Source organism: Streptomyces sp. NPDC050743 (genome assembly GCF_044456925.1).
Classification (GTDB): domain Bacteria; phylum Actinomycetota; class Actinomycetes; order Streptomycetales; family Streptomycetaceae; genus Streptomyces.
In genome coordinates this window covers 287,210-308,025 of the sequence record NZ_JBITGJ010000004.1, presented here as the reverse complement: position 1 = coordinate 308,025, position 20,816 = coordinate 287,210, and the positions used below count along the sequence as shown (strand labels likewise).

The following is a 20,816-nucleotide window of genomic DNA, read 5'->3' as shown; positions in this document are numbered from 1 at the left end:
AGGTGACGGCGATGGGGGCGCCGATACGTTCACGCCTGCTCGATTTCCTGGAGCCGGACCCGCCGGGAGAAGCCGCTCCCGAGCAGGGACCGGACGCACCTCGTTCGCACCTGATGGACCTCGTCGAGGCGGCACCTGGGCCGAGCGCGGCCACGGACGAGCGGCCTCGTCCCAAACCCGGCGTGCCGCCCTACCACACACCGGTGTTCGTCCCGGCACATCCGAGGTCCGTCGCGGCGACGGGGACGAACGGGCGCCCGGCACGGGTGCCGTTCATCGTGTGCGAGCTGTTCGCCCACCCCTCGGGCGGCACCGTGGCCTTCGCCTTCACCGCACTGGACAAGCTGGTGGAGGCCCTCGGCGAGGCCCAGCCGTGGGTCGCCGCCTCGATCGGCCCGCTGGCCGAGGCGATGGACGAGCAGGGCGTCACCGTCCTGCTGGATCCGCGGGTCAGGCCCGCGGAACCCAACTGGCGGCCGGAGGACCTGGCCGCGTACGCGCGGGAGGTGCGCCGGTGACGGCCGACTTCAAGGTCATCTACGACGACCTCGCCACGCTGGCGAAGACCTTCCACGACCAGGCCGACGACTACCGGAAGCTGAAACCGGACGTGACCCCGCCCGTGGTCAGCGGCGGCGACCCGGGCCTGGACAGCGCGATCAAGGAGGTCGCCGACCTCATCGAGAGCCTGCACATCCTGCTCGCCGACCGGCTGGACGAGCACGGGGACAAGGCCGCGTACGCGCGTGACTCCTTCCACCGGCACGACGTGGACGTCCACGGCGTGTTCGAGGACCTCACCCCGGAGGACTGGCACTGATGGGCGACAGCTGGGTGGGCGGCGACATCGGCGGCCTGCACACGATGGCCACCACGTACAAGAACGCCAAGGACAAACTCGACGGCGTGGTCAAGCCGCTCAGCAGTGCCGTCGAGAAGCTGGCGGGTGACGCGGACTGGAAGGGCGACGCGGCCGAGACGTTCCGCGGCAAGTGGAGCGAGGACCAGATCACCGCCGGCGGTTTCGCCGAACTGGTGCACCGGGCGGGCGAGATCCTGGGAACCCTCGCCGACGCGTTGTCGACCTGCGAGACGTCCCTGCAGAACGCGGAGCACGTCGCCGCCGGCAAGGGCGTGGCGACGGACGCCAAGGGCGCGCCGCAGCCGATCATGACGGCGGACCCGCCGAGCGCGGAGGGCCAGAAGACCATCTCGGCGATGAACGAGTACGCCAAGGTGCGCGACGAGATCCTGCACACCGCCCAGCACGCGCGGCTGACCGCGGCGCAGCAGCTGCAGGGCCTGTACGACCAGGTGACGTCGAAGGACGGTGCGGCCTCCACCGGTGACAAGGTCACCATCGCCGACTACCTCCGCGGCCTGTACGCGTACGACGCCGAGGACGCCCGGGCCGGCGGCGCGAAGGCCCGCGCGAAGCTCGACGACGCCAAGAACGAGGCCCAGGCCGCCAAGAAGGAGCTCCGGGCGGAGCGCAAGGCGTACCAGAAGGCGGGCAGGGCCCTGCCCAAGGACCTGCCCGCCAAGGGCGCCTACCGCGACGCGCTCACCAAGGTGGACGACCTGGAGACCGCGATCGCCCGCGCCGAGAACGGCAGCACCGCACTCCCCTACGACCGTGCGCTCAACGTGAAGCTGGCCGACGCCGCCGACCTGCTGCGCGCGGGCGAGAGCCTGGAGAAGGTCCCGGACTTCCTGAAGGAGATCCCGGTGCTGGACGTCGCCGCGGCGGGTGCCTGCGGGCTGCTGGAGGCCTCCAGCGACCATGACGCGGGCTGGTCGTGGCAGCGTTCGATCGCGACCGACGGCGGCGCCAACGTCGCCGGCCTGGTGGCCGGCACGGCCATCACGGCGGGCCTCGTGGCCGCCGCGCCGTTCGATGTGCCCGTCGCGGTGGCGGCGGGGGTCGGCGGTGCCGTCGTGATCGGCGCGACCGGCATCATCGACCACTCACTCCACGAGCACTGGAGCGAGGACATCCATGATCACGGAGTGGTCGGCGGAGTGCTGACCGGCACGGGGCACGTACTGTCCAAGACCGGGGACGACTTCAAACGGCTCGGAAAGGACGTGTGGCATGGCATCACGAGCATCTTCTGAGACGCCGGACGCCCGCGTGCCCGCCCGGATCCCGTCCCTCAACGGGCTGGGCACCAGCTGGTACGAGCGTGGCACGGGCTACTGGCTGCGCCGGGTGCGCCTGGCCGTCCTGATGCTGGCCGTCCTGGCCTTCCTCTGCTTCGCCGCCGTCGAGCTCTACGAGGGGTTCCGCACGGTGCTGCCGTCGGGCGTGCGCCCCGTGTGGGACTGGGCGCAGGTGGCCGGGGCCGTCGCGGCCCTGCCCTGGGGCTGGGTGGTGCAGCGGCGGCAGCACCGCAGGCAGCTCCTCGATCCGCCCGAGCCGGACGAGTTCCGTGGGCGCAAGCGCGCGGAGGTCCGCCGCTCCGGGGCGCTGGCCTACGGCGGACGCGGTCTGCTGGTGCTCGCGGCGCCCGTCCTGCCGGCGCTGGCCGGGTTCGCCGTCGGCTGGAGCGCCGGCATGCTCACGGTCCGCGAGTACCCCAGCGAAGCCGGCGCCCGCCGCTGGCTGGAGGCGCACCCCACCGGAACATGAGCGGAACACCCCTCGACGTCCCGTCCCTGCCGAGGCCGGGCATCACCTGGTACCGGCGGGGTCCGCGCCACCGGCCGCGCCGCACGCTCGGTGCCGCCGCGTGGCTCGCGGTGCCGGCCTTGCGCGTCCGCATCGCGGCGTCCGTCGTGGCCGTGGCGTGGGAGGCCGGTGCGGCGCCGGGATCACCGCAGGACTCGCCTCGCCCCGCCCGCACCCGGCGGCGATCAGCCGGAGGGCACGGCCGGCGTCGGGCCGGAACGGTGGGGCGGCGGCGCTCGTCTCGACCCGGTTGGAGGTACAAAACAGACAGAGCAGTACGTCATGAGCGCACCGCCGTGACCGCGCGGGCACGCTGCGAGTTTCCGCTTCCGCACCACAGGGACTCGTGTGACACTGGCGTCCCACGTCCCCCATGCGGACCCCTTCCGTACCTCCTCCCCCACACGAGAAGTGAGCCGTGCGTTCCCTTCCTCTGCCGCTCGCCCTCACCGCGCGACTGACGCCGGTCGCGGTCCTCGCCTGTGCCGGCTGGGCGCTGACGTCCGGCCCGGCCGCGCCTCAGGCGGCCGCCGGGCACCAGGCGAACCAGCAGACGTCCACCCAGTCCTCCTCCTCTTCCTCCTCCTCGTCCTCTTCCTCCTCCGGCCCGTCGTCCACCGCGGCGGCGAAGGCGTACAGCAGCGCGCCCTCGCCCTGCACCAGCGTGCCCGCGGCGACCGTCAAGTCCCTGGTGCCGGGGGCGAAGACGACCGGCAAGGAGATCCCCTCGACCGACACCAAACTGCGCCGCACCTGCTCCTGGAACGCGCTGCAGGGCTACGACTACCGCTGGCTCGACGTGACCTTCGAGATCAGCGAGTCGGACCAGGCGGCGACGCAGGAGTACGAGCAGCGGGTGAAGGAGAAGAGCGGCGGCGGGGCCGTGCCGGGGCTCGGGAACAGCGCCTACTCCGTCGTCGGCCTCTCCACGGAGGACAAGCAGCAGACGCGCGAGGGCGTGGTGATGGTCCGGGTGTCCAACGCCCTGGTGATCGTCACCTACAACGGCAGCGACTTCGAGACGAAGAAGGCGCCCGGTACGGACGAGATCAACAAGGGGGCCATCAAGGCGGCGCGGGCCGCGGTGGGCGCGCTCGGAGGCGGTCAGCCGGACTCGCAGTCCGGCTGACCGCCCCCGCCTCCTTATGCCGTCGCCTCCCGGCGGCCCGTCAGCAGCGTGAGGGCCAGGTAGAGCACCAGGGACGTGCCGAGGCCCACCGCCCAACCGTAGTCGGCAAGGGAGGACAGGGCGGGGATGGGGCGGCCGTCGATCAGGGGCTTGAAGCTGGCCCCGCCGATCGCCAGGACACCGCCCGCGAGGAAGGCGACCACGGCCCGCCAGTTCCAGCCGCCCGCGTACCAGTAACGGCCGCCGGTGCGGTACAGGTCGGCGAGGTCCAGGCGGGTGCGGCGCAGCAGCCAGTAGTCGGCCACGAGGATGCCGGCGACGGTGCCGAGGAGACCGCCGACCAGACCGAGCCAGGTGAAGATGTAGCCCTGCGGGTCGGAGTACAGCTTCCAGGGGAAGATCAGGACGGCGAGGACCGCGGTGATCAGGGCCCCGGTGCGGAAACTGACCTTCCGCGGCGCCACGTTGGAGAAGTCGAACGCCGGGGAGACCAGGTTGGCCGCGATGTTCACCGAGAGGGTGGCGACCAGGACCGTGACCAGCGCGTAGAGCAGTCCGACCACGTTGTCCGTCTTCGCCGCCAGCTGGACCGGGTCCCAGACCGGCTGGCCGTACACCGCCTGCGAGCCGGAGGTGACCAGGACGGACAGGAACGCGAAGAGGGTCATGGTCGTCGGCAGGCCGAGGGCCTGGCCCCACGTCTGGGCCTTCTGACTGCGCCCATAGCGGGTGAAGTCGGGAATGTTCAGACTCAACGTGGACCAGAAGCCGATCATGCCCATCAACGAGGGCCAGAAGATCTTCCAGAAGCCCCCGCCCCAGCCCAGCTTGGAGGGCTGGTCGAACAGCGGGCCGACGCCGCCGGCCTTGCTGCTCATCCACCACAGCATCACGAACGCGCCGACGAGCACGAAGGGCGCGGCCCAGTTCTCGAAGCGGCGGATGGTGTCCATGCCCCGGTAGATGATCGCGACCTGGATCGCCCAGAAGATCGCGAACGACAGCCACATGGTCCAGGCGTAACCGCCGACGTGGGCCGCGTTCGACCAGCCGCCGCCGATCAGCTTCCCGGCGAGGAAGTAGATCGCCTCGCCGCCGATCCAGGTCTGGATGCCGAACCAGCCACAGGCCACCAACGCCCGTACCACGGCGGGGAGGTTGGCGCCGCGCACGCCGAAGGAGGCGCGGGCGAAGACCGGGAAGGGGATGCCGTACTTGGGGCCGGCGTGCCCGGTCAGCAGCATCGGCACGAGCACGATCAGGTTGGCGAGGGCGATGGTGAACACCGCCTGCTTCCAGTCCATGCCGACGGCGATCAGACCGGAGGCCAGCGTCCAGGAGGCCGTGTTGTGGGCCATGCCGACCCAGAGCGCGGAGAAGTTGTACGTGGTCCAGGTGCGCTTCTCGACCGGGACCGGCAGCAGATCCGCGTTGGCGTAGGGGCCGCTGGGCTGCGGCGAACCGGGGGCTATCGTCACCCGGCCGTCGGGCAGGGTGACTTGGGCGGACGACGGTATGGCGGTGGGAGCGGTGTCGGTCATGGGCAGGCCAATCGAACGAGGTCGGGACGGGAGAGGCCGTGCGGGCACCAGCCCCTCCCCTTCGGCTGCGGGGAGGGGTGACCAGGAGGTGGGGGACTCGAAGTGACGGCGGGGGCTCAGGCGTTGACGGCCGGGATCACCTTCGTGCCGTAGGCGTCGATGGTGGCCTCCTGCGCGTCGTGCATGTCGTACACCGCGAACTGGTCGACGCCCAGGGCGCGGAGCGCGGTCAGTTTCTCGATGTGCTTCTCGGCCGGCCCGATGACGCAGAACCGGTCGACGATCTCGTCGGGCACGAACTGGGTGTCCGGGTTGCCGCTGCGCCCGTGGTGGGCGTAGTCGTAGCCCTGCCGTGCCTTGATGTAGTCGGTGAGTGCGTCGGGGACCTGGGCGGAGTGTTCGCCGTACTTGGCGACCAGGTCGGCGACGTGGTTGCCGACCATGCCGCCGAACCAGCGGCACTGCTCGCGGGCGTGGGCGAGGGCCTCGGGCGAGTCGTCGGCGGTGACGTACGCGGGGGCCGCCACGCAGATGGTGACCTCGCCGGGGTCGCGTCCGGCGGCCGCCGCCGCGTCCTTGACGGCCTTCACCATGTACTCGGTCAGATACAGGTCGGACAGCTGGAGGATGAACCCGTCGGCCTCCTCGCCGGTCATCTTCAGCGCCTTAGGGCCGTACGCAGCCATCCAGACGGGGAGCTGGGCGCCCGGCTTGATCCACGGGAACTTCACGACCGTGCCGCCGCCGAGGTCGGCGGACTCGCCCCGGGCGAGGGCCCGGATGACCTTCATCGCCTCGCTGATGCGGGCGAGGGTGTTGGGTTTGCGGCCCGCGACCCGCATCGCGGAGTCGCCGCGGCCGATGCCACAGACGGTGCGGTTGCCGAACATGTCGTTGAGGGTGGCGAAGGTGGAGGCGGTGACCTCCCAGGTGCGGGTGCCCGGGTTGGTGACCATCGGGCCGACCTTCAGCTTCGAGGTGTTGGCCAGGATCTGGCTGTAGATCACGAACGGCTCCTGCCAGAGCACGGCGGAGTCGAACGTCCAGCCGTACGTGAAACCGTTGCGCTCGGCCCGTTTCATCAGGCTGATGACGCGGGAGGCCGGCGGGTCGGCTTGCAGGACGAGTCCGAAGTCCATGGGCGCCACTCCTAGTTGAGGTACTGACAGGTGGAGCGCGGGGTGAAGGCGCCGTGGCCGGCGCGCCCGGTGTACTCGCGCTCGGTGATGACGGGTTCGCCGCGCGAGAGCACGGTCTCGACCCGGCCGGTGGTGCGCTTGCCCTCGTAGGCCGAGTAGTCGACGTTCATGTGGTGGGTCTCGGCCGACATGACCTGCTCGGCGTGCGGGTCGTAGATCACGATGTCGGCGTCGGCGCCGGGGGCGATGGTGCCCTTCTTCGGGTACAGCCCGAACATGCGGGCCGGGGTGGCGCAGGCGATCTCGATCCAGCGGCGGCGGGAGATGTGCCCGTCGACGACGGCCTGGTGGAGCAGGTCCATGCGGTTCTCCACGCCCGGCAGGCCGTTGGGGATCTTGGAGAAGTCGCCGCGGCCCAGTTCCTTCTGGCCGGTGAAGCAGAACGGGCAGTGGTCGGTGGAGACGACCTGGAGGTCGTTGGTCCTCAGGCCCTGCCACAGCTTGGCCTGGTGCTCCTTCGGCCGCAGCGGTGTGCTGCACACGTACTTGGCGCCCTCGAAGTCGGGCTCGGCGAGGTTGTCGGTGGACAGGAACAGATACTGCGGGCAGGTCTCGCCGAACACGTTCAGCCCCTCGTCGCGGGCCCGTGCCAGCTCGGCCACCGCCTCCATCGCCGAGACGTGGACGACGTACAGCGGGGCGCCCGCGACCTGGGCGAGCCGGATGGCGCGGTGCGTGGCCTCGGCCTCCAGCAGGGCCTTGCGGACCTCGCCGTGGTAGCGCGGATCGGTCTCGCCGCGGGCGAGGGCCTGCTCGACCAGGACGTCGATGGCGATGCCGTTCTCGGCGTGCATCATGATCAGGCCGCCGTTCTCGGCGGAGCGCTGCATGGCGCGCAGGATCTGCCCGTCGTCCGAGTAGAAGACGCCCGGGTACGCCATGAACTGCTTGAACGACGTCACGCCCTCCTCGATCAGGAGGTCCATCTCCTTGAGCGTCTCCTGGTTCACATCGGAGACGATCATGTGGAAGGCGTAGTCGATCGCGCAGTTGCCCTCGGCCTTGGCGTGCCAGGTGTCCAGGCCCTCGCGCAGGGTGTGGCCAACGCTCTGCACCGCGAAGTCGACGATCGTGGTAGTACCGCCCCAGGCGGCGGCGCGGGTGCCGGTCTCGAAGGTGTCGGAGGCGAAGGTGCCGCCGAAAGGCAGCTCCATGTGGGTGTGGGCGTCCACGCCGCCCGGGATGACGTACTTGCCGGTGGCGTCGATGACCCGGTCGGCGGTGAACGCCTCGGCGGCGGGGGTGCCGGAGGCGGCGAGGGCGGCGACGCGGCCGTCCTCGATCAGGACGTCGGCGTGGATCTCGTCCGACGCGGTGATGACGAGTCCACCACGGATGACGGTACGGCTGCTCATGCTGCTCCCTCGGTCAACAGTGCTGCGGTCAGGGTGCGGTCAGCGGTGTGTACGCCCCCGGTGCCCGGTCCCGGTAGAACTGCCAGCGGTCGCGGACCTCGCGGAGTTTGGCCAGGTCCAGGTCCCGTACGACGAGTTCGGTCTCCTTGTCGCTCGCGACCTCGCCGACGAACTGGGCCTCGGGGTCCACGAAGTACGTCGTGCCGTAGAAGTCGTTGTCGCCGAGGTCCTCCACGCCGACCCGGTTGATCGCGCCGACGAAGTACTCGTTGGCGACGGCCGCCGCCGGCTGCTCCAGCTGCCAGAGGTAGCGGGACAGGCCGCGGGAGGTGGCCGAGGGGTTGAACACGATCTCGGCTCCCGCGAGGCCCAACGCCCGCCAGCCCTCCGGGAAGTGGCGGTCGTAGCAGATGTAGACGCCGATCCTCCCCGCGGCCGTGTCGAAGACGGGCCAGCCGCTGTTGCCCGGGCGGAAGTAGAACTTCTCCCAGAATCCCTGCACTTGGGGAATGTGGGTCTTGCGGTACTTGCCGAGGTAGGAGCCGTCCGCGTCGATCACGGCGGCGGTGTTGTACAGGACGCCCGGCTGCTCCTCCTCGTACATCGGCAGCACGAGGACGATGCCCAGCTCGCGGGCGAGGGACTGGAAGCGGCGTACGGTCGGGCCCTCGGGGATCCGTTCGGCGTACTCGTAGAAGGCCTTGTCCTGGACCTGGCAGAAGTAGGGGCCGTAGAACAGCTCCTGGAAGCAGAGGACTTGGGCGCCCTGCGCGACCGCGTCACGGGCCGCCTGCTCGTGGACCTGGATCATGGATTCCTTGTCGCCGGTCCATGCGGTCTGGAACAGGGCGGCGCGGATCACTCGGCTCATCGGGGACCTCCGGTAGCTCGGTGTGCCGTGAGCGTAGAAAGCCCGCGAGGACGGTTCGATTGGCAGCGTGTCACGTCTGCGGGCCGTGCGCGTGCCACCGTGTCACGTGTGCAGAGGCCCATGTTTCACCGCCGTTTTCCCAGGTCGTCGCATGTTTCACCCCTGTTGCGCGTCGTGCGCGAGGAGCGCGATGTGCACGGAAGCCGCCTGTTCGAAGTCGTCCAGGTCGACGCCGAGGCGGGCCTGTATGACCTCCAGGCGGCGGTAGAGGGCGGGCCGGGAGACGTGGTGGAGCTGGGCGGTGCGGGACTTGTTGCGGCCGGTCGCGAGATACGTCCGCAGGACGTTCAGCAGCTCCGGTTCGGCCGCGCACAGCAGCCCGTCCAGCTCCCGCTCGGCGAAGGACTGCACCTGCGGGTCGTCGCGCAGCAGCCGGATCAGGCCGCGCAGGTGCACGTCCTTCAGCCGGACCACGGCCGGCAGGTCGAGGGCGGCGGAGGAGTCGGCGACGGCGTCGGCGACATGCCGGGCCTCGCGCAATCCGCCGGGCACGTCGTCCCAGCCGGTGCGTGGGTCGCTGGCGGCGACCACCGCCCCTGACCCGGCGCGCAGCCGGGCCGCGAAGTGGGCGGTGAGGGCCTCGGCGTCCTGGTCGCGGGCGAGGCTGAGCAGCACGGCGGCCCGGCCGTCGGCGAGTTCGGCGACCAGCCCGGACATCCCCAGCAGCCGCAGCACGCGGTCGAGTTCGTCCGGGGCGCGGCCGAGCACGACGAGCGGGACGAAGGTGCGCCGGTTGACCGGCAGCCCGGCCGCGCGCGCCCTGGGCAGCAGCCTGCACGCGGGTACGACACCGGAGAGCAGATCGGTGACGAGGCTCTGCGCGGACTCCTCCTCCCAGGAGTGCGCGGAGCCGCCGCCGAGCATGCGGTGCAGGACCAGCGCCTCGGCGGCCCGGTCGGCGAGCAGCTGTCCGGTGGCCGCGTCCCCCCGGTAGCCGCACAGCAGGAGCCGGCCCCAGCGCTCGCCGCGGCCGCCGAGTTCGGCGCTGATCCAGCCGCCTTCGGCGCCGGCGCCGGCCTGCCGAGCGATCCGCTCCCAGTCGCGCAGCACGTCGTCCACCGCGGACCGCTCGCCCGCCGTGGCGAGGACGCGGTGGGCGAGGTTGGTGAGCACGACCGGGCAGCCGCTGTGCCGGGCGACCTCGTCGAGCAGGCGTTGCAGCGGCGCACCGGCCGTGATCAGGGCGGTGAGTTCGGTCCGTACGGCCTCCGAGAGGCTGACGGCGGCGAATTTCCGCCGTACCAGCCTGGACTGCACCTCTTCGGTGAGCTCGGCGAACGGGAAGGGCCGGTGTAGGACGACCATCGGCAGTCCGCACCGCTCGGCGGCCCGGCGCATCACCTCGGGCGGCGCGGGGAAGGCGCGCCCGAGGCCGAGCACGACGGCGGAGGCCTCCGCCCGGTGCAGCGACTGGATGTACTCGGCCTGCTTGGCCTCGTCACCGGCCAGCAGCACCCCGGTGGTGAGCACCATCTCGCCGCCGCTGAGCATCACCCCGACGTCGGCGGCCTCGGCGACGTGCACCCAGCGCACCGGCCGGTCGAGCTGTCCGGCGCCCGCCACCACCTCGGGTTCTCCGGCGAGGACCCGTTCCAGGGTGAGCACCTGGCGGACGGAGAGGGCGGGTTCCCAGCCGTACCGGGACTCCAAGGTGGTGGTCATGGCCGTACACCCGTTCTCTAGTGCGTGTTCCTGAGCGCCCGTTTCTCTAGTGCGTGTTCCTGAGCGCCCGTTTCTCTAGTGCGTGCTCCTGAGCGCCCGTTCCAGGATCGCCGCGCCCTCCTCGGCCTCCGCGACGGTGAGCGACAGCGGTGGGGCGATGCGCAGGGCGCTGGTGTTGTGGCCGCCGCCCTTGCCGATGAGCAGGCCGCCCTCGCGGGCCGCCTCCAGCACGGCCGCGGCCGCCTGCGGATCGGCCTCGTCGGTGCCGGGCTTGACCAGCTCGACGCCGATCATCAGCCCTCGTCCCCGCACTTCCCGGACTCCCGGCAGCTGGGCGGCGACGGCCCGCAGCCGCTCGATGAGCAGGCCGCCGACCCGGCGGGCGTTGCCCTGGAGATCGTGTTCGATCAGGTAGGTGAGGTTGGCGAGACCGGCGGCCATGGTGAGCTGGGTGCCGCCGAACGTCGAGATGCTGTTGGCGTCCAGGCAGTTCATGATCTCGGCGCGGGCGATCACCCCGCCGATCGAGGAGCCGTTGCCGATGCCCTTGGCGAAGGTGACGATGTCCGGCGGGCCGCTGCGGGCGTGCGCCTGCCAGCCCCAGAAGTGATCGCCGGTGCGGCCCCAGCCGGTCTGCACCTCGTCGGCGATCCACAGGATGCCGTGCTCCTTCAGGACCTCGCGGAAGGCGGCGTAGAGCCCGTCGGGCGGGGAGGTGAAGCCGCCGACGCCCTGGATCGGCTCGGCGATCAGCGCGGCCGGCGGGCGGGTGTGCCCGAGGATGTCCTTCAGGTCGGCGACACAGGCGTCGATGAACGCGCGGTCGTCCAGCCCGGCGAACGGGCCCCGGGTGCGCACGCCGCCGTGGACGTACAAGGTCTGCAGCGGGGACAGCGAGGTCGGTGACCAGCCGCGGTTGCCGGTGATGCCCACGGTGCTGAAGGAGCGGCCGTGGTAGCTGTTGCGCATGGCCAGGATCGTGTTGCTGCGCCGGTAGGCGGTGGCGAGCAGCAGGGCGGTGTCGTTGGCCTCGGTGCCGGAGGTGGTGAAGAAGACGCGGGCGTCCGGGATGCCGCTCACCTGGGCGATGCGCTCGGCGAGTTCGACCATCGGGCGGTTGAGGTAGAGGGTCGAGGAGTGGATGATCCGCCCCGCCTGCTCACCGACCGCCTTGGTCACCTCCGGCAGCGCGTGCGCGGTCATGGTCGTGAGGATGCCGCCGAAGAAGTCCAGGTACTTGTTGCCGGCGGAGTCCCAGACGTGGCGGCCCTCGCCGTGGGTGATCTCGATCGGCTCGTCGTAGTAGAGGGCGAGCCAGTCGGGCATGACCTGGCGGTGGCGGGAGTAGAGGTCGTTCACGGCTGCACCAGCCCTTCGTAGGCGTCGGGGCGGCGGTCGCGGTAGAAGGCCCACTGCTGCCGCACTTCCTCGATCAGGTCGAAGTCGAGGTCACGGACGAGGAGTTCCTCGGACTTGTCGCTCGCGAGCTCGCCGACGAACTGCCCGCGGGGGTCGACGAAGTAACTGGTCCCGTAGAAGTCGTTGTCGCCGTACTCCTCCTGGCCGACGCGGTTGATGGCGGCGATGAAGTACTCGTTGGCGACGGCCGCCGCCGGCTGCTCCAGCTGCCACAGATAGCCGGACAGGCCGCGATGGGTGGCCGAGGGGTTGTAGACCAACTGGGCACCGTTGAGGCCGAGTTGCCGCCAGCCCTCCGGGAAGTGGCGGTCGTAGCAGATGTAGACGCCGACCTTGCCGACGGCCGTCTCGAAGACGGGCCACCCCAGGTTGCCGGGCTTGAAGTAGTACTTCTCCCAGAAGCCCTTGACCTGGGGGATGTGGTGCTTGCGGTACTTGCCGAGGCAGGTCCCGTCGGCGTCGATCACGGCGGCGGTGTTGTAGTAGAAGCCGGACTGCTCGACCTCGAAGACGGGGACGACGATCACCATCCCGGTCTCACGCGCGAGGTTCCGCATCCGCCGCACCGTCGGCCCGTCGGGCACCGGCTCGGCCCATCGGTAGTGCTCCGGCTCCTGGACCTGGCAGAAGTAGGGCGAGTTGAAGACTTCCTGGAACCCGATGACCCTGGCGCCCTGCCGGGCCGCCTCACGGGCGTGCTCCTCGTGTTTCGCCACCATGGACTCGGTGTCGCCGGTCCAGGTGGCCTGGACCAGGGCGGCTCGTACGACGTTGGCCATGAGCTGCTCCTTCGACGGGACCGTCAGAGCCTCTACGCCCGTAGAGCAGGCCGTAGAGGGACGAAAGTAAGCCTCCGGGAGGCCCTTGCCAAGACCATCGTCGTCAACCCGCGGAGTCGATCACGTTTCACACTCCTGTGGGTGAGCGAGGGCGTCGCTCGAAGGGGTGAAACGGAGCATACCGGGCCGAGGTGATGGATTGCCGGTCACGTCGCGTGTCCGGCCACCCGCAGCGCGTGCAGGAGATCCCAGTGCCGCTCGTCGGAGACGGCCCGCGCGGCGCGGAGCAGCAGCGGCACGAGCCGGGGCGGATCGGGTACGACGCTCCGGGCGGCCTCTTCGGCCGTACGGACCCGCACCCAGGCGTCGAGCAGCGCCTCCGCCGCCCGTCGGCGCCCCTCCCCCTCCAGCCGCAGCACGGCCGCGCCGATCTGCTCCGCCGGGCGGGCCACGCCCTGCCGCAGCAACTCCCGCCCGTCGGCCTCCCGTCCGGCCGCGGCGAGCGCGTCGGCGGCGGCGACCAGCCGCTCCGCGGGCAGCGAGGCGCCCTCCCACAGCAGCGTCGCCCAGTCGGCGCCGAGGCCGGCGCGATGCAGGGCGTCCGCGAGCGCCGGGAACCGTTCGGCGGGCCACTGCACGACCTCGACGAGCAGCACATGTGCCTCCCCGCTCCGCCCCTCGGCCCTGAGCCGGGCGAGCCGTTCCACGACCCCGGCCACCGCCGCTCCTACTTCGGCGTCCACCACCTCGACGGGGGCCGCCGCGGGCTCGTCCGCCTGCACGCCCCCGGCGAACCTCGCCCCCCTCGGCGTGCGACGCCCATTCACTTCCGGCGCGCCCGACGGCGCCGCCGACGGCAACACGACCTGCTCGGTCGCGTCGCCCTCCGCCGCCATCCCGGCGAACCGCGCACTGCCACGGCGACGTTTGCGGGGCTTGGCGGGGGCGGGTGTTCCGGGGGACGGGGAGGGCGGGGTGGAGGGTGGGGTGCGGGGCGAGGGCGGGGTGGCTTGCGGGGTCCGTGGGGCGGCGTGGGGAGCGGGGGCGGTGGCTTGCCCGATCGGCGTGGCGAGGCCGGCAGGGGGCGGGGTGCCTTGCCGGGGCGGTACAGCGGCATCGGGAGGGGTGGCTTGCCAGGGTGGCGTGGTGACGTCGGGAGCGGGAGGGGTGGCTTCCCAGGCCCGCGCCTCGAGGCCCCGAGCGGGCGGGCCGGCCTGCCGGGTCGGCATGGCGCCGGGCGGGATGGCCTGCGGGGTCGGCACGGCTGCGTCGGGGGCCGGGACGTGGAGGGTACCGGGGTGGCGGGCGTGGGCGGGTGTGCCGCCGAGCGGGGCCGGAGCGGCGACGCCCCGAGCGGGCGGGTTGGCCTCCGCGGGCGGCGCGGTGGGGTCGGGCGTGGGGACGTGATGGGTGCGGGCGCCGGAGTCCTCGGGGGTGCGGGCCTGCGGGCTGTGGGCGGTCCTGATGCCGTGCGGGGCCGGAGCGGCCGCCGAGGCGCGTGGCGCGGGGTCGGCATCCGGGGAGCGCGGCGGCACCGCTGTGGGCTGTTGCCGCCCCGCCGCTTCCATGCCCCCGCCTTCTCCGAACCACGGCGGCCGGGACTCACCACCACGCCGCTCTCCCCGCCACTCCCCTTCCGCCGATCGCCCCTCACGGCCGGCACCCGAGGCGGCCGACGGCACTCCGCCGAGCGCCACCCGCCCCGCCGCTTCCATGCCCCCGTCCTCGACCCACCCCGGCCCGGACTCGCCCGCACGCCGCACGGCGCCCGTGTCCGCCGCTCCCCGGCGGTCCAACTCCGCAAGGCGGGCGCGGAGTTCGGTGTACCTCGCGGTGGCGCGGTCGTGGTCGTCCTGGGCCCAGGCGAGGTCGAGGCGGAGGGCATCGGGGTCCGCGGCGGTGGAGAGGAGGCGGGTGAGTTCGGCGTGGCGTTCGGCGGCGTAGCGCTGTTCGCGGAGCATCACGTCGAGGCGGTCGAGCAGGGTGTCCCGCGCGCCGGGGCGGGCGTCGTACGCCGCGAGTGCGGCCCGGTACAGGGCGCGGGCCCGTTCCCGCTCGGCGGCAGCGGCGGCGGGGCCGTACGCCGCGGCGAGGTCCTCCAGCAGGGCCTCCACCACGTCCCACGGCGGCACCTCGCGCCCGTCCAGGCAGGCCCGCATGCCGTCGGGGTCGCGCTGCCAGAAGACCCCGCTCCATCCTCCGCCCTGATCCAGGCGCGCCAGCAGACCGTCCAGGTAGCTCGCGAACTCCCGTACTCCACCGGGAAGTCGATCCACCGCCATCGCTCAGCTCCCGCCCGACCGCCGGCCCTTTCGCTGGGTAGGCAACACGAGTCGTGTTACGGCGCTGCTACGCAGAGTTTTCCGGCAGAGCGCGGGCGCCTCACGCGGCCACGAACGCACACCGTGCGACCAGCTCGTCCATCGACAGCCCGAGGACCCCGGCCAGCGCGGCCACGGTGAAGAACGCGGGCGTCGGCGCCCGGCCCGTCTCGATCTTGCGGAGCGTCTCGGCGGACACGCCCGCCTGCGCGGCGACCTCGGACATGCTCCGGCCGCCACGCGCCTCGCGCAGCAACCGTCCGAGCCGCTCGCCGCGTTCGCGCTCTTCGGGGGTGAGAGGGGTGCGCACCATGCGCCCATTCTAATACCGGCCCGCACGGCGCCCCCCATTTAAATACCGGTATAGTAATTGGCATGGTGGAGCTGAAGACAGACACATCGATCGACGCGATGCACGCGGCGGGCCAGGTCGTCGGGCGGGCCCTGACGGCCGTACAGCGGGCCGCGGGCGTCGGCGTCAGCCTGCTGGAGCTGGACGAGGTGGCGCGGGAGGTGTTGCGCGAGGCCGGGGCCTCGTCGCCGTTCCTCGGCTACCGCCCGTCCTTCGCCCCGACCCCCTTCCCCGCCGTGATCTGCGCCTCCGTCAACGACGCGATCGTGCACGGCATCCCCACCCGCTACCGGCTGCGCGACGGCGACCTCGTCTCGATCGACTGCGGCGCCATCCTGGACGGCTGGGCCGGCGACTCGGCGATCAGCTTCACGGTGGGCCGCCCGCGCCCGGCGGACCTCCGCCTGGTCGAGACGGCCGAGCGGGCCCTGGCGGCGGGCATCGAGGCGGCCGTCGCCGGCAACCGCGTCGGCGACATCGCCCACGCCGTCGGCCGGGTCTGCCGTACGGCCGGATACGGCATCCCGCACGGCTTCGGCGGCCACGGCGTGGGCCGGCGTATGCACGAGGACCCCGACGTGCCGAACGAGGGCCGCCCCGGTCGAGGGCTGCCGTTGCGCCCCGGCATGGTCCTCGCCATCGAGCCCATGCTCATCGCGAGCGGCAAGGACGCCTACTACGCGGCGGACGACGGCTGGACCCTGCGCACGGCGGACGGCTCCCGCGCGGCCCACGTCGAGCACACGGTGGCCGTCACGGAGTCCGGTCCCAGGATCCTCACGGCGCGGGAGACACCCTGATCCCCTGAGGGGCGCGGAGCCGGAGAGCCCCTCCCCCGCAGGCGAACATGCCCACCCCCACAGATCGTGACATCGTGGGCATGAGCAACCCGCCCCGGGTTACCCGGCCGCTCCGTCTGTCGTCAGCGAAGGAGCCCATGCCATGACCGACGGCTACCCTCCTGACCCCTTCGGTGAATTCCTGGCCCGCTTCTTCGGCGGGTCCGGCGGAGCCCGGGGCGCGCCTCGCCATATCGACATCGGCCGCCTGCTCAGCCAGCCGGCCCGCGAGCTGGTCAGAGGGGCCGCCTTGTACGCCGCCGAGCACGGCAGCCGGGACCTGGACACCCAGCACCTGCTGCGCGCGGCCGTGGCGGCCGAGCCCACCCGGAGCCTGCTGAGCCGGGCGGGCGCGGACCCGGACTCGCTCGCGTCGGAGATCGACGGCCGGGCGGGCCCGGCCCAGCACCCGCCGGGCGAGGTGCCGCCGCCGACCTCGCTGTCGCTCACCCCGGCCGTCAAGCGCGCCCTGCTGGACGCGCACGACATGGCGCGGGCGAGCGGCGCCGGGTACATCGGCCCGGAGCACGTGCTGAGCGCGCTGGCGGCCAACCCGGACTCGGCGGCGGGCCACATCCTGAACGCGGCCCGGTTCTCGGCCGGCTCCCTGCCGTCGGAGGCCCCGGAGGCCGGCACCCCGGTCCGCGTGGAGCGGCAGCGCGCCACCGGCACGCCCACGCTGGACAAGTACGGCCGTGACCTGACCGACCTGGCCCGGCAGGGCCGGATCGACCCGGTCATCGGCCGGGACACCGAGATCGAGCAGACCATCGAGGTGCTGTCCCGGCGCGGCAAGAACAACCCGGTGCTGATCGGGGACGCGGGCGTCGGCAAGACGGCCATCGTCGAAGGTCTCGCCGAGCGCATCGCCGACTCGGACGTCCCGGACGTCCTGGCGGGCCGCCGGGTCGTGGCCCTGGACCTGACCGGCGTCGTCGCCGGCACCCGCTACCGGGGCGACTTCGAGGAGCGCCTGAACAACATCGTGGAGGAGATCCGCGCCCACTCGGACAAGCTGATCGTGTTCATCGACGAGCTGCACACCGTCGTGGGCGCGGGCTCCGGCGGCGAGGGCGGCTCGTTGGACGCGGGCAACATCCTCAAGCCCGCCCTGGCGCGGGGCGAGCTGCACATCGTGGGCGCGACCACGCTGGAGGAGTTCCGGCGCATCGAGAAGGACGCGGCGCTGGCCCGCCGGTTCCAGCCGATCCTGGTGCCCGAGCCCACGGCCGAGGACACCATCGAGATCCTGCGCGGGCTGCGCGACCGGTACGAGGCCCACCACCAGGTCCGCTACACCGACGAGGCGCTGGTCGCCGCCGTGGAGCTGTCCGACCGGTATCTCACCGACCGCAGGCTGCCGGACAAGGCGATCGACCTGATCGACCAGGCGGGCGCCCGGGTCCGGCTCGGTGCCCGGACGAAGGGCGCGGACGTGCGCGCCCTGGAGCGCGAGGTGGAGCAGCTGGTCTGCGACAAGGACCAGGCGGTCGCCGGCGAGGACTACGACAAGGCCAAGGAGCTGCGCGACCGGATCGGCGAGCTGAAGCAGCGCATCGCCCAGGCGAGCGACGAGGACAAGGCCGACGAGGGGCTGGACCTGGAGGTGACGGCGGAGGCCATCGCCGAGGTCGTGTCCCGGCAGACCGGCATCCCGGTCAGCCGGCTCACCCAGGAGGAGAAGGAACGGCTGCTCGGCCTGGAGGAGCACCTGCACCAGCGGGTCGTGGGCCAGGAGGACGCGGTCGCCGTGGTCTCGGAGGCCGTGCTGCGCTCCCGTGCGGGGCTCGCGAGCCCGAACCGGCCGATCGGCAGCTTCCTGTTCCTCGGGCCGACCGGCGTCGGCAAGACCGAGCTGGCCCGGGCGCTCGCCGAGGCGCTGTTCGGCAGCGAGGACCGCATGGTCCGGCTCGACATGAGCGAGTACCAGGAGCGGCACACCGTCTCCCGGCTGGTCGGCGCCCCGCCCGGGTACGTCGGCCACGAGGAGGCCGGTCAGCTCACCGAGGTGGTGCGCCGGCACCCGTACTCGTTGCTCCTGCTGGACGAGGTGGAGAAGGCGCACCCGGACGTCTTCAACATCCTGCTGCAGGTGCTGGACGACGGCCGGCTGACCGACTCCCAGGGCCGGACGGTGGACTTCACCAACACGGTCATCGTGATGACCAGCAACCTCGGCTCCGAGGCGATCACCCGGCGCGGTGCCGGGATCGGCTTCGGGCCGGGCGGCGCGGACGCGGACGAGGAGGCGCGCCGGGAGCAGATCCTGCGGCCGCTGCGCGAGCACTTCCGGCCGGAGTTCCTCAACCGTATCGACGAGATCGTGGTCTTCAAGCAGCTGACCGGCGAGCAACTGCGGCAGATCACCGACCTGTTGCTGGAGGGCACCCGGCGGCTGCTGGACGGGCAGGGCGTCACGGTCACGTTCACGGACGCGGCCGTCGACTGGATCGCCGAGCGCGGCTACCAGCCGGAGTACGGCGCGCGGCCGCTGCGCCGCACCATCCAGCGGGAGGTGGACAACCAGCTGTCCCGGCTGCTGCTGAACGGCACGATCTCCGAGGGCAGCCGGGTGACGGTGGACGTCCGGGACGGACGGCTGGACTTCCGCCCCCAGGAGACCCCGCCGCCCGCCCCCGAGGAAACCCCGCCGCCCGCACCGGAGTTGTGAGACCTCGGGCGCCGGGCCCCCTAGGGGACCCGGCGCCTGAGTCACCGCGGCTAGGGTGCCGGGTCCACGACCATCGCCGATCCGCCGCCGCGCCGTACCTTCTCGGCGGCGGCCAGCCACTTGCCGCCCGGCAGCCGCTGCACACCGGTCGCCGCGCCGATCTCGGGGTTGAGCTTGAAGGAGTGCCCGATGGCCTCCAGCTGCTTCCTCAAGTCACCGTTGTACAGAGCCGGTTCGAGTTCCGTCTGGGCCGCGTTGCGCTGGCTGGCGCGGGGTGCGGCGATGGCGTCGACCAGCGGCAGACGCCGGTCGAGGAACCCGGTGAGGGTCTGCAGCACGGTGGTGATGATGGTCGCGCCACCGGGCGAACCGAGCGCCACCACGGGCCGGTTGCTCTTGTCCAGCACGATCGTCGGGGAGATCGAGGAGCGGGGCCGCTTGCCCGGACCCGGCAGGTTCGGGTCGTGCACCGCCGGGTTGGCCGGGGCGAAGGAGAAGTCGGTCAGCTCGTTGTTGAGCAGGAAGCCCCGGCCGGGCACGGTGATGCCGCTGCCGCCGGTCTGCTCGATGGTGAGCGTGTAGGAGACGACGTTGCCCCACATGTCGGCCACGGTCAGATGCGTGGTGTTCTCGCCCTCGTACGTCGTCGGGGCCGCCGTACCGCCCTTGCCGCAGGCCGCCGGGTGGCGCGGGTCGCCGGGGGCGAGCGGGCTGGTGAGGACCGCGTCGTCCTTGATCAGGCAGGCCCGCGAGTCGGCGTACTCCTGCGAGAGCAACTCTTTCGTCGGTACGTCCTCGAAGGCGGGGTCGCCGACCCAGCGTCCGCGGTCGGCGAAGGCGATGCGGCTCGCCTCGATGAAGTGGTGGAGGTACTGCACCTCGCTCGCCTTCGACAGGTCGGTGTTCTCCAGGATGTTGAGGGCTTCGCCGACCGTGGTGCCGCCCGAGGAGGAGGGGGCGATGGAGTACACGTTCAGGCCGTGGTACGACGTCCGGGTGGGCGCCTGGAGCTTGGCCCGGTAGACGGCGAGGTCCTTCTCCTCCAGCTTGCCGGGGCGGGCGTTCCAGCCGGAGGCGGAGTCCACGGGCGGGTGTTCGACCGTCTTGACGATGTCGTCGCCGATGTCCCCGCGGTAGACGGCGCCGACGCCCTCGCGGCCCAGTTCCTCGTAGGTGCGGGCCAGTTCGGGGTTCCTGAGCGTGGAACCGACGACCGGCAGCTGCCCGCCGGGCAGGAACAGCCTCGCGGTGTCCGGGAAGTAGCGGAACCGGGTCTCGTTGGACGCGGTCTGCGAGCGGAAGGTGTCGTCCACCGTGAAGCCGTCACGGGCGATCCGCTCGGCCGGCTTCAGGACCGTGCCCAGCCGCCTGCTGCCCCACTCGTCCAGCGCGGTCTGCCAGGTCGCGGGCGTGCCGGGGGTGCCGACGCTCAGGCCGCTGCTGACGGCGTCGGCGAAGGCGAGGGGCTTGCCATTCTCCACGAACAGGTCGGAGTCGGCACTGAGCGGCGCCGTCTCGCGGCCGTCGATGGTATGCACCGTACGCGACTTGGCGTCGTAGTAGACGAAATAGCCGCCTCCGCCGATGCCGGCCGAGTAGGGCTCGGTGACACCGAGCGCGGCGGCGGTGGCGACAGCGGCGTCGACCGCGTTGCCGCCGTGTCTGAGTACCTCGATGCCGGCGGCGGAGGCGTCGGCGTCGACGCTGGCCACCGCGCCGCCGTAGCCGACGGCCACGGGAACCTTCGGGGGGGGTTCGCTCTTCGTCGCGGGGGGCGGCGCCGCCGCTCCCACCGACACCAGCGCGGCCGAGACCGCCAGTACCGCCAGTTTCCGCGTGCCAGGACGACCCATCCGTACCTCCCGTCGGGACAGTCCGCGCAGCGTAGCCAGATTGTCGTAGTACCGACAGTACGCCTGGGGCACCCGCCATACGACCGTCACAGAT

Annotated in this window: 17 protein-coding genes; 7 read left to right on the top strand and 10 right to left on the bottom strand. The window is 72.0% G+C overall.

What is annotated here, in order from left to right; translation table 11 throughout:
• The first annotated feature begins 11 nt into the window (after positions 1-11).
• The 5 genes from ACIBJF_RS07315 to ACIBJF_RS07295 all read left to right on the top strand — a co-directional run bounded on the left by ACIBJF_RS07315 (position 12) and on the right by ACIBJF_RS07295 (position 3,800).
• Positions 12-518: an SAV_915 family protein gene (locus tag ACIBJF_RS07315; protein ID WP_399172716.1), complete on the top strand. Its 507-nt coding sequence runs from the start codon at positions 12-14 to the stop codon at positions 516-518.
• On the top strand, positions 515-820 hold the full coding sequence (locus tag ACIBJF_RS07310; RefSeq protein ID WP_356313933.1) for a DUF6317 family protein: 306 nt from the start codon (positions 515-517) through the stop codon (positions 818-820). Before ACIBJF_RS07315 ends, ACIBJF_RS07310 begins: the two co-directional genes overlap by 4 nt.
• A complete protein-coding gene (locus ACIBJF_RS07305; RefSeq protein WP_399172713.1) occupies positions 820-2,118 on the top strand; it encodes a hypothetical protein in 1,299 nt (432 codons plus the stop codon). Before ACIBJF_RS07310 ends, ACIBJF_RS07305 begins: the two co-directional genes overlap by 1 nt.
• The gene (locus ACIBJF_RS07300; protein ID WP_399172712.1) at positions 2,096-2,632 is read left to right on the top strand and encodes a hypothetical protein; all 537 of its coding nucleotides are present in this window, start codon (positions 2,096-2,098) and stop codon (positions 2,630-2,632) included. The genes ACIBJF_RS07305 and ACIBJF_RS07300 overlap by 23 nt, the downstream gene beginning before the upstream one ends.
• A gap of 457 nt (positions 2,633-3,089) precedes the next feature.
• On the top strand, positions 3,090-3,800 hold the full coding sequence (locus tag ACIBJF_RS07295) for a hypothetical protein (protein WP_399172710.1): 711 nt from the start codon (positions 3,090-3,092) through the stop codon (positions 3,798-3,800).
• Between the two features lie 14 nt (positions 3,801-3,814).
• Here ACIBJF_RS07295 and ACIBJF_RS07290 read toward each other — a convergent pair whose 3' ends face one another.
• The 9 genes from ACIBJF_RS07290 to ACIBJF_RS07250 all read right to left on the bottom strand — a co-directional run bounded on the left by ACIBJF_RS07290 (position 3,815) and on the right by ACIBJF_RS07250 (position 15,320).
• Positions 3,815-5,341 carry an NCS1 family nucleobase:cation symporter-1 gene (locus ACIBJF_RS07290; RefSeq protein WP_399172709.1) on the bottom strand — a complete coding sequence of 509 codons (1,527 nt, stop codon included), beginning with the start codon at positions 5,339-5,341 and terminating at the stop codon, positions 3,815-3,817.
• Positions 5,342-5,457: 116 nt separating this feature from the next.
• Entirely contained in the window at positions 5,458-6,480 is a 1,023-nt protein-coding gene (locus ACIBJF_RS07285) for a TIGR03842 family LLM class F420-dependent oxidoreductase (RefSeq protein ID WP_399172708.1), read from the bottom strand.
• A gap of 11 nt (positions 6,481-6,491) precedes the next feature.
• Positions 6,492-7,895: a dihydropyrimidinase gene (gene hydA / locus ACIBJF_RS07280; protein WP_399172707.1), complete on the bottom strand. Its 1,404-nt coding sequence runs from the start codon at positions 7,893-7,895 to the stop codon at positions 6,492-6,494.
• A gap of 28 nt (positions 7,896-7,923) precedes the next feature.
• Entirely contained in the window at positions 7,924-8,766 is an 843-nt protein-coding gene (locus tag ACIBJF_RS07275) for a nitrilase-related carbon-nitrogen hydrolase (protein ID WP_399172706.1), read from the bottom strand.
• A gap of 156 nt (positions 8,767-8,922) precedes the next feature.
• Positions 8,923-10,488 (bottom strand): PucR family transcriptional regulator, encoded by a 1,566-nt coding sequence (locus ACIBJF_RS07270; RefSeq protein WP_399172705.1) that lies wholly within the window; start codon positions 10,486-10,488, stop codon positions 8,923-8,925.
• A gap of 75 nt (positions 10,489-10,563) precedes the next feature.
• A complete protein-coding gene (locus tag ACIBJF_RS07265; protein WP_351803754.1) occupies positions 10,564-11,847 on the bottom strand; it encodes an aspartate aminotransferase family protein in 1,284 nt (427 codons plus the stop codon).
• Complete coding sequence (locus ACIBJF_RS07260; RefSeq protein ID WP_399172704.1) at positions 11,844-12,686, bottom strand: nitrilase-related carbon-nitrogen hydrolase; 843 nt, start codon at positions 12,684-12,686, stop codon at positions 11,844-11,846. The genes ACIBJF_RS07265 and ACIBJF_RS07260 overlap by 4 nt, the downstream gene beginning before the upstream one ends.
• Before the next feature lie 206 nt (positions 12,687-12,892).
• The gene (locus ACIBJF_RS07255) at positions 12,893-14,968 is read right to left on the bottom strand and encodes a hypothetical protein (RefSeq protein WP_399172703.1); all 2,076 of its coding nucleotides are present in this window, start codon (positions 14,966-14,968) and stop codon (positions 12,893-12,895) included.
• Between the two features lie 100 nt (positions 14,969-15,068).
• The gene (locus ACIBJF_RS07250) at positions 15,069-15,320 is read right to left on the bottom strand and encodes a helix-turn-helix domain-containing protein (protein ID WP_399172702.1); all 252 of its coding nucleotides are present in this window, start codon (positions 15,318-15,320) and stop codon (positions 15,069-15,071) included.
• A 62-nt stretch (positions 15,321-15,382) separates the two neighbouring features.
• Between ACIBJF_RS07250 and map the strand changes: the two genes are divergently transcribed.
• Positions 15,383-16,159, top strand: a complete 777-nt coding sequence (gene map, locus ACIBJF_RS07245; protein WP_399172701.1) for a type I methionyl aminopeptidase — start codon at positions 15,383-15,385, stop codon at positions 16,157-16,159.
• Positions 16,160-16,301: 142 nt separating this feature from the next.
• Positions 16,302-18,869, top strand: coding sequence for an ATP-dependent Clp protease ATP-binding subunit (locus tag ACIBJF_RS07240; RefSeq protein ID WP_399172699.1), 2,568 nt, complete (start codon positions 16,302-16,304; stop codon positions 18,867-18,869).
• A 50-nt stretch (positions 18,870-18,919) separates the two neighbouring features.
• Here ACIBJF_RS07240 and ggt read toward each other — a convergent pair whose 3' ends face one another.
• On the bottom strand, positions 18,920-20,722 hold the full coding sequence (ggt, locus tag ACIBJF_RS07235) for a gamma-glutamyltransferase (RefSeq protein WP_399172698.1): 1,803 nt from the start codon (positions 20,720-20,722) through the stop codon (positions 18,920-18,922).
• Positions 20,723-20,816 lie beyond the last annotated feature (94 nt).